The 15,678-nt window shown below is 63.2% G+C and carries 13 protein-coding genes; 5 read left to right on the top strand and 8 right to left on the bottom strand.

Annotated features, from left to right (window positions below):
• Nucleotides 1-110: 110 nt before the first annotated feature.
• Genes FAZ97_RS23535 through FAZ97_RS23525 form a run of 3 tightly spaced genes read right to left on the bottom strand, consistent with a single transcriptional unit; the run spans nucleotide 111 to nucleotide 2,036 of the window.
• Entirely contained in the window at nucleotides 111-1,055 is a 945-nt protein-coding gene (locus FAZ97_RS23535; protein ID WP_158760786.1) for a sensor domain-containing diguanylate cyclase, read from the bottom strand.
• The gene (locus FAZ97_RS23530; RefSeq protein ID WP_110383369.1) at nucleotides 1,052-1,675 is read right to left on the bottom strand and encodes a chemotaxis protein CheC; all 624 of its coding nucleotides are present in this window, start codon (nucleotides 1,673-1,675) and stop codon (nucleotides 1,052-1,054) included. The genes FAZ97_RS23535 and FAZ97_RS23530 overlap by 4 nt, the downstream gene beginning before the upstream one ends.
• The gene (locus FAZ97_RS23525; RefSeq protein WP_158760785.1) at nucleotides 1,668-2,036 is read right to left on the bottom strand and encodes a response regulator; all 369 of its coding nucleotides are present in this window, start codon (nucleotides 2,034-2,036) and stop codon (nucleotides 1,668-1,670) included. Before FAZ97_RS23525 ends, FAZ97_RS23530 begins: the two co-directional genes overlap by 8 nt.
• Nucleotides 2,037-2,667: 631 nt before the next feature.
• Here FAZ97_RS23525 and FAZ97_RS23520 point away from each other — a divergent pair.
• Nucleotides 2,668-4,947, top strand: coding sequence for a hybrid sensor histidine kinase/response regulator (locus tag FAZ97_RS23520; protein WP_158760784.1), 2,280 nt, complete (start codon nucleotides 2,668-2,670; stop codon nucleotides 4,945-4,947).
• Between the two features lie 166 nt (nucleotides 4,948-5,113).
• Complete coding sequence (locus tag FAZ97_RS23515; RefSeq protein WP_158760783.1) at nucleotides 5,114-5,833, top strand: hypothetical protein; 720 nt, start codon at nucleotides 5,114-5,116, stop codon at nucleotides 5,831-5,833.
• Nucleotides 5,834-5,893: 60 nt separating this feature from the next.
• On the opposite strand, the gene FAZ97_RS23510 is transcribed toward FAZ97_RS23515, so the two are convergent.
• Both FAZ97_RS23510 and arsC read right to left on the bottom strand, forming a co-directional pair.
• Entirely contained in the window at nucleotides 5,894-6,448 is a 555-nt protein-coding gene (locus FAZ97_RS23510; protein WP_158760782.1) for an NADPH-dependent FMN reductase, read from the bottom strand.
• A 338-nt stretch (nucleotides 6,449-6,786) separates the two neighbouring features.
• Nucleotides 6,787-7,140, bottom strand: a complete 354-nt coding sequence (gene arsC, locus FAZ97_RS23505) for an arsenate reductase (glutaredoxin) (protein WP_158760781.1) — start codon at nucleotides 7,138-7,140, stop codon at nucleotides 6,787-6,789.
• A 499-nt stretch (nucleotides 7,141-7,639) separates the two neighbouring features.
• Here arsC and parA point away from each other — a divergent pair, with 499 nt between their 5' ends.
• Entirely contained in the window at nucleotides 7,640-8,302 is a 663-nt protein-coding gene (parA, locus tag FAZ97_RS23500) for a ParA family partition ATPase (RefSeq protein WP_042271984.1), read from the top strand.
• 24 nt (nucleotides 8,303-8,326) lie between these two features.
• Complete coding sequence (locus tag FAZ97_RS23495) at nucleotides 8,327-9,406, top strand: ParB/RepB/Spo0J family partition protein (protein WP_158760780.1); 1,080 nt, start codon at nucleotides 8,327-8,329, stop codon at nucleotides 9,404-9,406.
• 147 nt (nucleotides 9,407-9,553) lie between these two features.
• On the opposite strand, the gene FAZ97_RS23490 is transcribed toward FAZ97_RS23495, so the two are convergent.
• Nucleotides 9,554-10,912 (bottom strand): replication initiation protein, encoded by a 1,359-nt coding sequence (locus FAZ97_RS23490; protein WP_158760779.1) that lies wholly within the window; start codon nucleotides 10,910-10,912, stop codon nucleotides 9,554-9,556.
• A 1,875-nt stretch (nucleotides 10,913-12,787) separates the two neighbouring features.
• Between FAZ97_RS23490 and FAZ97_RS23485 the strand changes: the two genes are divergently transcribed.
• On the top strand, nucleotides 12,788-13,993 hold the full coding sequence (locus FAZ97_RS23485) for a DNA-binding protein (protein WP_158760778.1): 1,206 nt from the start codon (nucleotides 12,788-12,790) through the stop codon (nucleotides 13,991-13,993).
• 104 nt (nucleotides 13,994-14,097) lie between these two features.
• Here FAZ97_RS23485 and FAZ97_RS23480 read toward each other — a convergent pair whose 3' ends face one another.
• Together FAZ97_RS23480 and FAZ97_RS23475 are read right to left on the bottom strand one after the other, a co-directional pair.
• Nucleotides 14,098-15,090: a tyrosine-type recombinase/integrase gene (locus tag FAZ97_RS23480; RefSeq protein ID WP_233271753.1), complete on the bottom strand. Its 993-nt coding sequence runs from the start codon at nucleotides 15,088-15,090 to the stop codon at nucleotides 14,098-14,100.
• A gap of 95 nt (nucleotides 15,091-15,185) precedes the next feature.
• The gene (locus FAZ97_RS23475) at nucleotides 15,186-15,593 is read right to left on the bottom strand and encodes a DUF2471 family protein (protein ID WP_158760776.1); all 408 of its coding nucleotides are present in this window, start codon (nucleotides 15,591-15,593) and stop codon (nucleotides 15,186-15,188) included.
• Nucleotides 15,594-15,678 lie beyond the last annotated feature (85 nt).

The raw sequence follows: 15,678 nt of genomic DNA, 5'->3' as shown, positions 1-15,678 counted from the left end.
CTTTGGGGTGGGCCGCAGGTGAGTCAGGGTGTATGGCGCGGGGGCGCGTGCCCCCAGTGCTGGGCGATGCAGCGAGTTGAGGCGGGAGCCGCCTGCGCCCCCTGCAAGTCTCAGGCGAGCGCGACCGAGCGGTTACGGCCCTGGCGCTTCGCGGTGTAGAGGGCGGCGTCCGCCTCGTTGATCATGCCTTCGTAGTCCGGCGCCCCGGTGCGCGCGGTGGCGGCGCCCACGCTGGCCGTCACGGGCACGATCACGCCCTGCACCTCGATCGGCTCGTCGCCGATCGTGCGGCGGATCTTCTCCGCCACGTAGAGCGCGTCGTCCAGCGGCGTGCACGGCAACAGCAGCGCGAATTCCTCGCCGCCGAAACGCCCGAACACATCCTGCTTGCGCACCACGCCCGACACGCGCTGCGCCATCGAGCGCAGCACCGTGTCGCCGGCCACGTGGCCAAATTCATCGTTGATGCGCTTGAAGTGGTCGAGGTCGAACAGCAGCATCGACAGCTCGCCGCCGTAACGCTGCCAGCGCAGGAATTCGTCGGCGAGGCGCGTTTCGAAATAGCGGCGGTTCGCAATGCCGGTCAGGCCGTCGCGATCGGCGTATTCGCGCAGCTTCGCCACGGCCTCCTCGCGCTCGCGCTGCATGACGCTCACGTGCGTGACATCCGAGATGGTCACGCACACGGCGATCACGTCGCGCCCGCGCATGAGCGGCATGAAGGTGCAATCCTGCTGCATGTAGTCCACACCGCCCGTGATCGGCCGGTCGTGGTCGAACTGGAACAGATACGGGCGCTGCTCCCACGAACTGAACGCGAAGCTGCCCAGCTGGAATACGCTCTCCACCTTACGCGTGAGCCACGCGCGCGGCAGGTCGGGGAAGCGCTCGAAGATGGAGCGGCCGATCACGTCCTCGGCCGTCACGCCGCTGTGGTCCTGCATGAAGCGGTTCCAGCTCAGCACGTTCATGTCGCGATCGACCACGAAAATGCCGAAACCCACCCGTTCGACAACGAGGTCCGATAGCGATGGCAACCCGGCTGGCTCGTTCATAGGCTATGTAACAACGCGTCGATGGCCCGGCTCACGACATGGATCGACTCCTCGGCCATCAGCATGACGAGGTGGGCGCGAAAACGCTGGTCTTCCAGCGCGAAATTGACTTCGACGAGCAGCGCGACGTCCCACGCGAGCAGGCCCGGCTGGAATACTTCGTCGAGCATGATCGCCTCGCCGAGCAGGCCCGGCTGCGAAAACACCGGCATGCGGCCGAGCTGGTCGAGCATCGACGAGACACACGCGCCCGTCAGCGCGTTCGCGACGTCGAACATCAGTTCTTCTTCCGTGAGCGCGTCGTCGCCGATCGTGGCGTAAGGGCCGCCGACCAGGCTGCCCAGCTCGGCGATTTCGCCGCTGCGGCAGATCACCAGCGCCTCGCCCTTGATCTCCGAGCGAAAGCCCTGGCGCACGGCCGCGACCGGGCCGTCGATACCGGTCATCTCGCGCAGCGCCGCGGCGGCCTCGGAGACGGCGACCACGCGCACACGCGGCACCGAAAGTTCGATGAAGGCGTTGAGCAGCCCCGACAGTCGCGTCGCTGCCTGCCCCATGCCGAGATTGGCGATCTCCTGGAGCGCGTCGCGCTGGAGTTCCGTGAACACTCGATCAGGCATACAACCCGTACTCCTTCAGGATGGGCAGCAGCGCCTCCTGGGTTACCGGCTTTGCGACGAACGCCGCCGCGCCGAGCGCCTGCACGCGCTCGCGGGCACGAGGCTGGACGTCCGCTGAAACGACGATCACGAACGTGTTCAGGTCTTCGTGCTGCAATGCTTCGAGGACCTGGAAGCCCGTCATGTCGGGCATCGTGAGGTCGAGAAACATGACAGCCGCACGACCGGCGCGGTAATGCGCAAGCGCTTCGTGTCCGTTCGTCGCGTACGAAATCGAAACGTCCCAGTCCTCGGGCAGCGCCTTCGTGAGCACCTTGCGGGCTAACAGCGAGTCATCGGCGATCACGATGGGCAAGGACATGGATATGCTGATTGAGTGTGCGTTGGACGGAGTGCGTTTCGACGGATTAACGGCGGCGTGGGCAATTACTTTAGGGATAACTTCAAAGAAAATTGCGAATCGGCCGAATAATGCATAACGCATGAACGGATCCGCGCGCTGGCGTGTCGGGACAAGGCACATGGCCGCGCCGTCGCCCCGCCGTCGCCCAATGGATAACCGGCAACCCGTGAGCCGGTTGTGTAGGCCTTCGTCTGCATGCCTGCAGCCACCCCGTAGCATGGCCATGCGCCTTGTCGGCAGGCATGGCGCACATGCGAATGCGTTATTTATCGTGTCCGCGATTCTCGAATCAAATTGAATCAAATGCAACTCGCCGTTAATCGATCAACGAACGAAATCGACTCAATCCGGCTAATTTATGGAAATAAACGATCCATCCCTTAAATAAAGGACGTCGATTATCCCTTTGTGGTACGTTTGCGCTTTGCCGATTTTCGCGAATTCGGCATGAAGCGAGAGGAAACCCCCTGGGCAGCGTGCTTGCCAGATGTTTTTTGCGGCACGAAGGGGATCCGCTGGCCGTCGGGGCGTCATCGCGGTCGTTTATCATGTCGCATGCCCTGCCGTCTTTTTCCTGCTTTTCCGTACGATGATTGCTGACCGGCCCGAGCGGCCAGAAGAACGCCCCTCCCCGCCCCCTCCCGCCGACGACGCGCCGTTTCCGGCCGCGCCAGGCCACGACTTCACGGTGCGCCGGCGCACGCTGCTCGCGCTGCTCGTCGCGGCAATCGTGCTGCCGTGCATCTACGTGGCCGCCATGGCCTACAACGACCTGCGCGCGCGCGAAGCCGACGCCACCGACACCACGCTGCGCACCGTACGCGTGGCCGAAGAGCACGCGCTCAAGGTGTTCGACATGAACGAGGCGCTCGACGCGCGCGTGGTGGATCTCGTGCGCGGCCTGAGCGACGACGGCATCCGCGCCAGCGAGGCGCAGATCCACGAGAAACTCGACGCGATCGGCGGCGGCTATCCGCAGGTGGCCGCCGTGTCGATTTTCGGCGGCGACGGCGACCTGCTCGCGAGCAGCCGCTACTCGCCGCCGCCGCCGGTATCCATCGCCGCGCGCGACGACTTCACCGGCATCCGCGACGGCCGCGTGATCGACCACGTCTCGCGCGTAATGCAGGGCCAGGTGAGCGGCGAGACCGTGTTCAACATGGGCGTGGCGCGCCTGAACGAAGCAGGCGAATTCGCGGGTCTCGTCTCGGTCGCCTTGCGCCCCGGCTATTTCAGCTCGTTCTACCGCGACCTGCTCGGCCCCGATTCGCCGATGTCGCTCGGCCTCGTGCGCAGCGACGGCACGATCCTCGCCTTCGATCCGCCGCCGCGCGCCGACGCCTCGGTCATCACGCCGCGCTCGCCGCTTGCCGCCGCGCTGTTGCGCGGCACGGAGTCCGGCGTCGTGCGCATGCATTCCAGCCTGCTCGACAGCAACGTGATCCTCGCGTTCCGGCGCGTGGGCGCCTACCCCGTCTACGTGACCTGCGCGTATCGCACGCCGGCGATCTGGGCGGCCTGGTACCGGCACCTGAGCGTGCTCATCATCTCGATGTTTACGCCGTCGATCGCGCTGTGGTGCGTGATCTGGCTTTCGCTGCGGCGCCTCGCCGCCGAAGAGGAGGCGTGGGAGCGCTGGCAAGCCGAAGCCTCGATGCGCCGCTCGATCGAATCCGCCTACCGGCAATCGCGCAAGATGGAAGCGCTCGGCAACCTCGTGGGCAGCGTCGCGCACGACTTCAACAACCTGCTGATGATCGTGTCGGCCAACGTGCAGATCGCGCGGCGGCGCGGCGCGGCGGGCTTCGAGCGCGAACTCTCGGCGGTCGAGCGCGCGCTCAAGAGCGGCCAGTCGCTCACGCGCCAGTTGCTCGGCGTGGCGCGCAAGCAGCCGCTGCGCAACGAGACGATCCACGTGGGACGCTGGCTGCCGGCGGCGCGCGAGCTGTTGCGCGCGTCGCTCGGCGCGAAGGTGTCGCTCGTCGTCGAAGTCGATGACGACGTGTGGCCCGTGCTCGTCGATGTGGCCGAATTCGAGCTTGCGCTCATCAATCTCGCCGTGAATGCGCGCGACGCAATGCCCAACGGTGGCCGCTTCACCGTGCGGGCGCGCAACATCAGCTTCCGGCCCGATGAAGGTTTTCCGCTCGACGGCGACTTCGTGCACGTCGCGCTCGAAGACACCGGCACCGGCATGCCGCCGGACGTGCTCGCGCGCGCGTTCGAGCCGCTTTACACGACCAAATCGAAGGGCACAGGCACCGGCCTCGGCCTGCCGCAGGTGTTCGCGTTCTGCGAGCGCACCGGCGGCCTCGCCGCGATCGACAGCGCAATCGGCGCCGGCACGACGGTGCATCTGTATCTGCCGCGCTCCCTCGCCGAACCGCCCGCGCAGCGTCCGGGCGAGCCGCGCGAGGAGAGCGCCCAGGTGCATCACGGGCTGAACGTGCTGCTCGTTGAGGACAACGACGAAGTCGCGGCCGGCACCGAGGCACTCCTGCAGATGATGGGCCACCGCGTGACCTGCGCAAGCGACGCCGCGAGCGCGTTGCAACGGGTCGAAGCGCCGCTTGCCGAGGGCGAGCACGCGCCGCGCTTCGACCTCGTGCTTTCCGACATCCACATGCCGGGGACGATGAACGGCATCGATCTGGCCGAGGCGCTGCAGGGGCTCGAGCCGGAGCTGCCCGTGATCCTCGTGACGGGCTACGCGGAGGAACTCGAGCGCACGCGCAATGCCGACGTACGTGTGCTGTCGAAGCCGTTCGACATCGCGCTGCTGGAGAAAATGCTCGAAGCGATTCGCGAGGACCGCCAGGCGCGTGCGAAGCGCGAGCACGACGCGACGCTCCAGAGCCCGCGGGCATGACAGGACGTGCGTGACCCGCATCGCGGCACGCGGCTTGCGGCAGGCAGCGCGACCCGCAGAATCAGGCGGTTAGACGTCACGCACTGCATGCGCCGACCGATGCACTCTCCATGCACAATCGGCGCATGATGTAAGCGGGCGTCGCCATCTGGCGAAGGAGGCTGCCATGAAACAGACCGTGACCGGCGTTTTCCAAACCTACGACGAAGCACGCCACGCACAGGACGCGCTGCTGCAACGCGGCTTCGCGGCCGGCGACATCGACCTGCCGGCGCGCACAGAGGGCGTGCTGGCCGGCATCGAGCGGCTCGTGGGAAGTTTCTTCTCGACGACGAGCGACGTGCGCCGAACCACCGAGGCGCAGACCGGCATGACGCCGCCACCGGGCGAATCGGTGCGCATCGGCGTGCATGTGAGCGACGAGGCGCACGCCAATCTGGCGTACGAGACGCTGCGCGAGGAACACGCGACCGACGTCGCACTACGCGGCACACCGTGGGCGTGGCCGGCGACGGACCATCCCGTCGCGCGCGAGCACTCGGCGCTCGATGAACTGGGGCTTTCCGAGTTCGCCGACGCCTTGCGTCGCCGTGCCGCGCAAATGGAAGCCGCACGCGAACCAACCGCTGCCGAGCCCACGCTCGACCCCACCGTCGAACCGATGCGGCCGGCAAGCGAGGCCGAGGCGGCCGTGCTGACTTCCGCAAGCGCGCCCGGCGCCGGAGCGGTGATGGGCGCACATCATGTGGACGTTCCGGCCGCGCCCGAAGCGACGCGTCCGGCCGCAGGCGCCGCGCCGCAAATTCCGGACGAATTCCTGGAGTACGAGGAAGACACGCCCGAGCACCACAAGGACATGCCGGGCGAGTCTCGCACGTTGCATTGAGCCCGCTCTGGCGATACGGCGCCTGGTGTGGGTTTGGCGTGCGTTGAACGCGATCAGGCGTCAACGGCCGAGTTGGCGCTTGACCCACGCTACGTACGTATCGACGAAGCCTTGCAGGAACTTGCGTGTGTCCTCGCTGACGATCTCGCCTTTCTCGTTGATGCGGCTCGCGTCGTGTTTGATGAACATCTCAGGCTGACCGAGCAGCGCGACGTCGAGATAGGCGAGCACGTTACGCAGATGTTGTTGCGCCAGCGCCGTGCCGGTCGCCCCCAGCGACGTACCGAGCACCGCGCCCGGCTTGCCGCGCCACGAATTCGTGCCCCATGGCCGCGAACCCCAGTCAAGCGCGTTTTTCAGCCCGCCCGGGATCGAGCGGTTGTATTCGGGCGTGACGAAGAGCAGCCCGTCGACGGCCTCGATCTGCTGCTTGAAGCGGCGCGCTACCTCGGGATAGTCGGCGTCGTATTCCTGGCTGTAGAGCGGCAGCACACCGATGTCGAGATACTCGAAAGTGAAATCAGCGGGGGCAAGCGACGTCACCGCGTGCGCGAGTTGCCGGTTGAATGAATCCTTGCGCAGACTGCCAACCACCACTGCGATCTTGTAGGCCATTTCGGTTTCCTCGGAGGTGCGCACGTAGCGCAGAGAAAGGAAACATCATCATAGACGTGCGCGCATTCCGGCGATGCTCGCGCGTACGGGCTCGGTCAGCAGCCGGGCGCCATTGTGGATAACTGGGGGTTACGCGAATTTATCCACAATTTTTGGGCATAAGCTTGTGGACAACTTGCGTGAAGAGCCGATGGATACGGGCCTCGCGTGGGATTCGTCTGCAGGTTAGCAAATATGCAATTTCGGTGCGTGCATGGCATAGATTTCGTCTCGTCCTTGCACGCTGACTCCTGCGCTCGCGTTTTCGCCGCTTGTAGTCCGTGAGCAACCCGGCGATCTCAACCGAGCAGCGCCGCGACGTTTTCGGTTGGCCGGCCGATCACGGCGCGGCCGTCGCGTACGACGATGGGGCGTTGCAGGAGAATCGGGTGTCGCACAATTGCTTCGTATAACTGATCATCCGTCACGCCGGGCGCATCGAGACCAAGCTCCGTGTACTCGGTTTCACCGGTGCGGATCATGTCGAGCAGCGGGCCGCCCAGCATCGCATGCAGCGCCTTCAGTTGGTCGACGGTGAGCGGCTGCTTCAGGTATTCAATCACCTCGACTGGCTCGTTCGCCTTAGCGTTGGACACCAGCTCGCAAGCGGCACGGGACTTGGAGCAGCGGGGGTTGTGGTAGATCGTGATCATGACGCCTGACGTACGAGAGGGGAGTGGTGGGGGAGCCTCGGGGAGGCAAGGGACGCGTCGTGATTTTACCGGGAGTGGGCTGCGAGGCGGATGGCGCTTCGGTTGACGAAAGCCTGACTCATCTTCCGCGGTTCGCTGCAATGTGGCGGTGCGTGGGATTCGCGGTGCGATCTCCCGGTTTCAGGAGCGCGCTCGTGAGAGGCTGAGATGCGATGTGGGTTAGGGCTGACTTTATGCGCATAAAGAGCGGTGGCGCGTGTGCGCTCACCTTCCCGTGGGCGCGCTATTCCACCGATGTTCGTCCCACATCGAAGGCGTTGCCACGCGACCGCCGTAACCGCATCCGACGGGTATGCGACATTCACAGACCTTCCCGCGAGCTTTATGCGCATAAACCTTGTCCGAATGGCTAATTCAGCTGCGAATTACACCAAAAATCATTGAACTGAAAAACATTCCAGGTAAAATCCCATGCTAATAGCAAAAAGGAGAATACCAATTGGCAGCAGAGATAATCGCAGTCACGCAGCAGAAGGGCGGGGTCGGCAAGAGCACGATCGCGATGCATCTCGGCGCGGCCTTCCACGAGAAGGGAAAGCGGGTGCTCGTCGTGGATGCCGATGGTCAAAATACGCTGGTCCATTGGGCCAGTGCGTCAGCCGATGGTGACACCGGAATCCCGTTCCCGGTCGTCAACCTCTCCGAAGCCGGCGGCCAAATCCACCGGGAGATCAAGAAGTTCGTCAACGACTACGACGTGATCGTGGTGGACTGCCCGCCGTCGATCACGGAGAAGGTCTCCGGCGTGGTGTTGCTCGCCGCTACCGTCGCCGTCATTCCGACTTCGTCCTCTCCGGCCGATTACTGGTCGAGTGTTGGTCTCGTGAAGCTCATCCAGCAGGCACAGGTCATGAACGAAGATCTGCGCGCCGTATTCCTGCTGAACAAGACCGAAGAGAAGCGCATGCTGACGCGCGAACTGAAGCGTGCTCTTGAAGAACTCGGTTTCCCACTGCTTAGAACGCAGATTCCCACACGTGAGGCGTACAAGCAGGCAATGGCGTTAGGCCAGACAGTGCTGCAAATGAACGACCGCGGCGCCCGCCTCGCCGCAGTGGAAGTGCGCGCATGCGCCGACGAAATCGCGGCCATGCTCCCCTGACTTTATGCGCATAAAGGACCCTGAATGAAACCCTCCCAATTCGCCAAAGGCTTTCAGGCTCGGCCTGATACGACGAGCAGCGAAAAGCGCACTGCACTCGACCGCCTCAACGCCATCGACGGGCTCGTCCAGGACAAGCCAAAAACCCAAGAAGTTGCCGGGCGTTCGAGTCAGCCTGCCCTTGTGACTGGCTTTGATTCTGCGGTCGAGCCCGTTCGCGATGAAGCGCCTGGCCTCGAAAACGAGTCGGCCGAATACCACGCCTGGCGCGTCGCACACGGCTATCGTCCGGGGCAGATCATCGAATTGCCGCTCAAGGACATCAAGCCGAGCCCCTTCAATCCGCGCCACTTTTATCTGAAGACCTCGATCGCAGAACTGGCTGTCAATCTCGCGAAGCAAGGCCAGCAGCAGGCGATCCACGTGATTCCTGACTACGCGGTGCCGGGCAGCTACTACGTGAGCGATGGCGGCCGTCGCGTGCGTGCGCTGAAAGAAGCAAACAAGGAAGTCGTCAAGGCAATCGTCGTCGATCTGCCGATCGGCATTCAAAGCTACAAGCTCGGTTACGACCTGAACGTTCAGCGCGATTCGCAAACCGTGTTCGATAACGCGGTGGTGTGGAAGCGATTTATCGACGAAAAGCATTTTCAGAGTCAGCGCGAACTGGCCGATCACCTCGGCCTCGACGAATCGACCGTTGCCGTTGCGCTGTCGATCGGCAAGTTGCCGGAACTGGTCATGCAGGAAATGGTGGCGCGCCCGGACCGGTTTGGCTCGAACATGGCCTATCAGGTCGGCCGTTATCATGGTGCGCGCGGCACGGACGCGACGCTGCGTCTCATCAACCGCATCGTCGCCGACGACCTCAGCACGCGTCAGGTCGCGGATATCGTAAAAGGCCGGGCGAGCGCGCAGGAAAGCCCGAAGCCGGCTGGGCGACAACGCTACGCGCAACGGCTGGAGATCAAACTGGACGGTGTGGCCGTCGGTGACCTGAAGTCATATGGCGACGACCGCCTCGAGTTACGCCTGAAGGGACTCGCAAAAGATCGACGCGACGCAATTCTTCAGCAGATCGAGCAGATCCTGAAGACGAAATAAGTTTGGAAAATATGTCGACGGCTGCCACGCATCAGGCGGCCCGTCGACGATGGGGCGCGACTATGTCACGTCTCTCTAGTCAGCCAGATCGGCAAAACCGCCCCACCGCCACCGCCCCGCATTGCGCGGGCCGGCCATCCAAGACGCTCAGGCCGCGCGCGTCTGGCTCAGCGTGAACGCGAGCAGATCGCCGTCAGTCGGTTCGCCCCAGGTCTTGCGCGCGAGCCAGTCGAAAAACGCCGTATCGGCCAGTTTCGATTCCAGTCCGCGACGACGCCAGTCATCGCGCAAATGCGAACCCAGCCCCGGCAGTTCATCCGTCTCGAACGACTGACGCGCAAGCTCGCGCTCCATATCGCCCTGCTCCTCGTAGAGCGAGCGGGCTTCCTTGCGCCGATAGGCCGCGTATTCATCGAGCAGTCGGGCCTTCGGATCGTCGGCTGCAACCGCTGCCGATGCACCGCGGCCAACGGCCGGCGTGGCGCCCGCTGCCGTCTCGACCGGCGGCGCATAGCCCTTCTTCAGGGCGTCCTTGAACAACGCCGCAGCGCTGCGCACCGGCGGCAAGCTCGTGCTGCGCATACGCTGTTCGGTCAATTGCAACGCGGCGCGAATGCGGTTTTCCTCGCTGTCAGCGTACAGCGACTGCGCTTCCTTGAGCGGAATGCCGATCTTCACCATGCGGTCGACGAGGGTGCTGTCGAACACATTCGGATGTTCGTCGAGCGCGAGCATCGGCTGCTTGCGCTCGGTCACGCGAAACTGGATTTCGGCGACACGGCGCCCTTCGCGATGCTCGATCAATTCGACGAAGATGTTCGTCACCGCGTTGACTTCGGCAATGGCGGGCCGCAGATAATCGCGCTTGAAATACTTGTACTCGCGTTTGGCTTCGTCGCCGGCTTCAGTATCAGGGGTACCGGAAAGGATCGGGCGCCACCACTCCCAGGTCTCGCGCATCGTCAGATGGCTGGGGTTGGTCAGATAGCGTACGCAGATCTCGTAGAGCGCAAGGCCCGCGCTGCTGCGCAACTGGCTCTGGAACTGCAGGCTCAGACGGGCGTACTGGACCGGATCCAGTAGCTTCTTCTTGATCTTCGGCGCGAACGAGAACTCCACCCAGACGCGACGGGTTTGCGGGTCCTCGAGAATTTCCGCATCCGCGATCAGCGTGGAAATCCCCCACTTGCGGCCAGGCTTCTGGCTCGACGTGCCCTGGCTCCATTCGACCTGCACCGACACCATACGGCGCAGGTGCTCCTTCACGAGCGCCGTATCGTTCGAATCGAACGCCGAGTTGGCGACGATGTCGGAAAGCAGCGCCCGGTAGGTATCGCCGGACTCGTCGGCCTGCTGGGCGACCGCCAGCAGGACGTTGAAGAGCTTGCGGGTCAGCAGGGTGATCTTGCCGCTCTTCGGCTGGATCGCGATCGCCTCGACGGCCTTGCGCAATTCCGCCGAGCTGGGGCTTACCACATCGGTCTTTTTCACGCGCTTCGTGGCCATGCGTCGGGTCGAGGAGAGAATTTCGCGAAAGGATACCGTCTGTGGTGATAGGCGTCTATAGGGCCTCTCTCACCATTGCCGGTGATGCGCGCATCGGGCGCGCCGCTCACCGCGACACCTTCCCGTATTGCCTCACCTTTGGGCAGATGCCCATCCTGCGGGGCGCTTTGCGTCATGCACGCTCTGGCCCGATCCCGCGCTTGCGCTGGCGTACCAACGGTCGCAATCTGCTCCCGTATTGGCTCACCTTAAATATTTTCGCGCGGCCGGTGAGAAAAGTCCGTCGCGGGGCGCGAAATTCCGGCTTCCAACCGGCCGCCCGCCAAAAAATCCGCCGCGGCGCGATCGCACTGCAGCAAAACACGACGCAGCGCTCGTGCAAGGCCGGCAGAAAGTCCAAATCGTGGAGGCAAAGGCTACGCGATACGGCGATCGATGGTCCAAATTGTCGAGGTTCGCCATCGCGCGCCCCTGTGTATCCCGAAAAAGCTCACCTGTTGCCGCACAGACTAAACACATCAACCCGCTCGAAAAGGCCGTCGCTGCAACTGCCCGCGCACAATAGCTCCTGAAAGTTCTCACCTTAGGCATCCCGTTACGGTTGCGCTGCGCCATCGCAGCACCTCCCGGAAACCCTCACCTCACAGGGGCGCAGAAAGAAAAAATCAATGAATTCCGGGGGTTATCCACATGTACGGCAGGCCTGGGAAGGCGATATTGACTCCCGTATTACCTCACCTCACGTGAAGATGGAACATGCGGCCAAATACTTGCTTGCCGAAAGAGCGCTCCCGAATAATCTCACCCAAGCAGGATTTCAACCGAGAGAAGCCCCTCCCGCAACCGCGTAATCTCGGCGTCTGCAGCGCAGTGAACGCCAACTCCCCCCCGAATTCCCTCACCTTAGGCATGGAATTGGCGAAAATCGGCCCCTGAAAAAGCTCACCTTAGCCATCCTGACCGGACAGATGCCGGAGGTTTCGCGGCGCTGCGGAAATCTCCCGAAAATTCTCACCTTCCGGCGCGAAGAGTCCTCGGCAACGCGTTGCAGGTTGCGGCGAAACTGCTCAGCTCGCGTGCCGGCTCCCTGTAAAAGCTCACCTTTCGGTCCTCGAGAGCCCCATTTCGCCCGATTTCGGGCTTTGACTCCCGAAAAACTTCACCTTCGATCCGCATTTTTTCCCGATACTTCTCACCCCAAGCCTTGCAGCCCCTCGATTTAGCCGAAAAATGGCGTAAATCTCCGCTCCCGAACCCGCTCACCGTTGCATTTCCCGTAACACCGCCGTCGAACCCAGCTACTCGCGACCTGCCTGCCCATAGCCTCCCGTATTGACTCACCCTTGCTGCAGAGTCAAGAATCCCTCTGTTCCTGAATCCGCTCACGTCCTTTCCTGCAGTGGCTCACCGGCGTTCCCGAAGCCCGTCACCCAACTTTCCCGCAGGCACTCACCCAGGGTCCCGTAAAGCTTCACCTGATCGGCCGGAAAGCCACGCCAGGTAAGGATTTACCGTGGCGTTAACGTTTTTAACCGGTATCAAGGGTGTTTACTTTTATATCTCTCAAGCAAGAATCCCCCTCGAGCTATCGGAGATATCCACATTTCAACCCCACCGCCTGACCCAATGCGCAAGTACGCTCGCGTGAAACATCGGTTAGTCGTAAAATAAGAGGAAAAATCCGCGCGTTTACAAGGGCTTATGAAACAAACTTCGATTTGTTTCACGGAAAGACCCAACCGGTCGCATCGTGGACCGACGGAAAATGCCTGCGGAACACCCTTCGGGCACCTCCGGCAATCTTGATACTCAAAAACGTAACAAATAGAACGTAATTTGTTATTATTCGTCCACTCCCCTGCCGAGAAGACGAATATGCGAGACCAGGACCGCCAGGCAATCCGAGAAGAAGTCGAGAATTTGCGCAACAACGGTGCGCGTAGGCAGGAGCTTTCCTTGCATGCGTGCAAACGCTTGTTCTTCGATTTCGAAATCAAGCCGTCGATGGCTGCCGTTCGTGAATTGACCCAGACCGGGAGTGCGAGCGACATCCCCAAAGACATCGATCTTTTCTGGCAGCGCATTCGCGCGACGTCAAAAGTGCGTGTGGGCGCTGGGGCGATTCCGCCCGCACTTGAAGAACGCGCCGGCGAACTGCTTGGCGCGCTTTTTGAGGAAGCGCTGGCTCGCGCAGCCGATGCGCTGCAGGCCGAACGCACGGAATTCGAGACCGGTCGCCGCGATGCCGAGCAGGCGACGCGAGAGGCCGAAGCCCGCCGCTCGGCCGCCGACGAAATGCTCAAACGCAGCGAAGCGCGCGTGGAAGCGGCCTATGAACGGGTGCGCGAACTCGAGGGCCAGCTTGCCGCGGCGTCCGCCCACGGCGCCGTCGCACGCGGCAACCGCGAGGTGCTGGTACAGCGTCTGGAAACGGAAAACGAGGCGCTGCGCAAGCGGGTCGAGACGGAACAGACGACGAACGCGGGGTTGCGCGATCGTATCGACGGCCTGCATGAAGACATGCGTAAGAGCACCGAGCACTATGCGCAACAGATCAAGGATGCGCTTGCCGAGGCCGAACGTCGCGTCAAACCCATGCTGGTCGAACTGGATTCGTTGCGCTCGATGTCGTCGACCTGGCAGGCCGTTCAGCGCGATGCCAGCAAGAAGGAATTCGATTTCATCCAGCAACTGGCCACGGCGAAGGCCCGCGCCGACCGTCTGGACGTCGTGCTGCGCGAACGGTCCGACGAAGTGGACGCGCTCACGCGGCAGGTCACGGCATTGCGCGGGCAGCAAGGACTCGACGCGTCGATCGCGGCCGTGCTCTGTTCGCTCGCCGCGGCCGGCCGGCTGGGCGAAACCGAACTGGCAAGCCTGGGCACCTCGGTCGATGGCCACGTCGCGTTGCCCGCCCGTTGCCCTAACTGTCACGAAGGGGAACCGGAGTTGTCCGAAGTGGACGATGGTTTCGAATTCTTGTGCCCCGAGTGCGAGCACACGTCGGGAACTGGGGCGTCGAAGCTTGCGGCGTACGCGCGCTTCATGGCAGGCAAGCATTCGCACGAACAGGCCTCGTAAGCGCTGACTGGACCATGCGCCAAGTCAGCGGCCTGGATACGTGAGCTTTTACGGGAGACGCGTACGCCTCCCGCAAGTAACCGATCGCGCGCCGACGCGACGTCTCATGCCTTGTCGCTTTCCTCCGAAATGTGTTGCGTCGCCTCGCGTTCCGCCCACGTTTTCCATGCGCGATGCAGCCGCCCCGCGGAGATCGGCTGCAGGAAACCGAGCCACTGCCCTACCTGATCCGTATCCACGCCGCGCTCGAACAGGTCCGCCGCGAACGTGTTGCGCAAGGTTTGCGGACTGGCGCGCTCGGCGCGCGTATCGGCCACGCCGGCGTTTTCCATCAATGCGTCGATGGCGCGTAGCACAGTGGCCTTGTGCATGGGACGTCCGGACGGCGAGCCCGGAAACACCAGTTGTCCCGGCAGTCCGGCCAGTCTGCGCGCTTCGAGCCAGGCGCCGAGCACGTCGACGGCAAACGGCGTCAGTCGCGTGACGCGCGTGAATGCCGGGTTGGCGGCTTCGATCGTGACCCATTCCGAGCCGATCGCCACGCAGTCGAGCGTGAGCGCGATGGCGTCACCCGTTTTCAATCCGCCGCCGAGGAAGATGGCGACGAGTGCCCGGTCGCGGCGTTCGCGCCATCGTTTCGCGGCAGAGGGCTCGACCAGCGGCGAAAACAACTGGCCGATGATCGCGGCGCGCTCAACCGGCGTAAGAAAACCCGTCGGCTCGTTTTCGCGTGCGTTGCGCCACGCCGCTTCGCCGTCCTGGGCGATGAAGCGCGCCGGGTTCGTGGAGGCGAGTTCGATTTCGCGTACGTGATCGAGCACACGCTCGATGAGCCGCAGGTAGCGAAGACGCTGCGGCTTCTTCACGTCGAGGCTCGCGACGAATTCAGCAATCGTGCTGGTATCCACGGTCATGACCGTCTTGCGCTTGAGCGCGAGCCATTCCAGAAACCGTCCCCACTGCACGCGGTAGACCTCGGCGGACGACCGGCGCAAGTCCTGCGAAGCAAGCCATGCGTCGAACGCGGCAATGGGGTCACGCTGCCAGTCCTGGCGCTGTTGGTCGAAGAGGTCGCGTGAGGAAGTGGAGGACGCCATCTCTATCATTCCGTTAGTTGCGTTACGAGACCATTATAGCGATCGAAGGAACATCGCACTGAAATCGTTCCGCGCGATGCGTCCGTGGTCTGCGATTAGCCGCCCCAGGCCCTGGCACGCCGCACGGCGTCGTTGCGTCTTACCCGCCGGCGCGATTCTTCCGCACTTTGCGCGGCACGCTCGTAAGCTGACACCGCAAATGCGAATACGGCCGGCAGCGCGTTGGATTGCCCGAAGTCGACGGTTTCGTCGGTCTCCGGCCAGGCAAGGTCGCCCGGCCGTTGAAAGAGGCCAAGCATGAGGGCGTCGTGGCGGCTGGCGAAGCCGAGATCAGCAAGGGCTTCTGCTTCGATGGCGTGCAGCAGCCGCCAGGTGAGCGGCACCTGCCGCGCGATATAGCGCTGCGCAATATTGCGCACGATGAGTTCGAGGTCGCGTGCGGCGGCCTGAAAGCGCAAGGCCGCCAGGTCGTGCTCGCGCGGCAGTTCGGTTGGGAGGGACATCGACGGCTCCAGTCGGACTTTCACTGTATAAATATACAGTAGTCGGACCGTTCGCGCAGCTTCGTCCGTTCGGCTAACGCTAGAG

This window comes from Paraburkholderia acidiphila, from assembly GCF_009789655.1.
GTDB lineage: Bacteria > Pseudomonadota > Gammaproteobacteria > Burkholderiales > Burkholderiaceae > Paraburkholderia > Paraburkholderia acidiphila.
Note: the sequence above shows the minus strand (reverse complement) of the source record. Positions and strands in the feature narration are given on the sequence as shown.

Excerpts from the sequence above, each read along its gene's own strand:
- FAZ97_RS23480 (WP_233271753.1), bottom strand. The coding sequence starts at position 15,090 with ATGGCGTCCTCCACTTCCTCACGCGACCTCTTCGACCAACAGCGCCAG.
- arsC (WP_158760781.1), bottom strand. The coding sequence starts at position 7,140 with ATGATCACGATCTACCACAACCCCCGCTGCTCCAAGTCCCGTGCCGCT.
- FAZ97_RS23495 (WP_158760780.1), top strand. The coding sequence starts at position 8,327 with ATGAAACCCTCCCAATTCGCCAAAGGCTTTCAGGCTCGGCCTGATACG.
- FAZ97_RS23485 (WP_158760778.1), top strand. The coding sequence starts at position 12,788 with ATGCGAGACCAGGACCGCCAGGCAATCCGAGAAGAAGTCGAGAATTTG.
- FAZ97_RS23530 (WP_110383369.1), bottom strand. The coding sequence starts at position 1,675 with ATGCCTGATCGAGTGTTCACGGAACTCCAGCGCGACGCGCTCCAGGAG.
- FAZ97_RS23535 (WP_158760786.1), bottom strand. The coding sequence starts at position 1,055 with ATGAACGAGCCAGCCGGGTTGCCATCGCTATCGGACCTCGTTGTCGAA.
- FAZ97_RS23510 (WP_158760782.1), bottom strand. The coding sequence starts at position 6,448 with ATGGCCTACAAGATCGCAGTGGTGGTTGGCAGTCTGCGCAAGGATTCA.
- FAZ97_RS23490 (WP_158760779.1), bottom strand. The coding sequence starts at position 10,912 with ATGGCCACGAAGCGCGTGAAAAAGACCGATGTGGTAAGCCCCAGCTCG.
- FAZ97_RS23520 (WP_158760784.1), top strand. The coding sequence starts at position 2,668 with ATGATTGCTGACCGGCCCGAGCGGCCAGAAGAACGCCCCTCCCCGCCC.
- FAZ97_RS23475 (WP_158760776.1), bottom strand. The coding sequence starts at position 15,593 with ATGTCCCTCCCAACCGAACTGCCGCGCGAGCACGACCTGGCGGCCTTG.
- FAZ97_RS23525 (WP_158760785.1), bottom strand. The coding sequence starts at position 2,036 with ATGTCCTTGCCCATCGTGATCGCCGATGACTCGCTGTTAGCCCGCAAG.
- FAZ97_RS23515 (WP_158760783.1), top strand. The coding sequence starts at position 5,114 with ATGAAACAGACCGTGACCGGCGTTTTCCAAACCTACGACGAAGCACGC.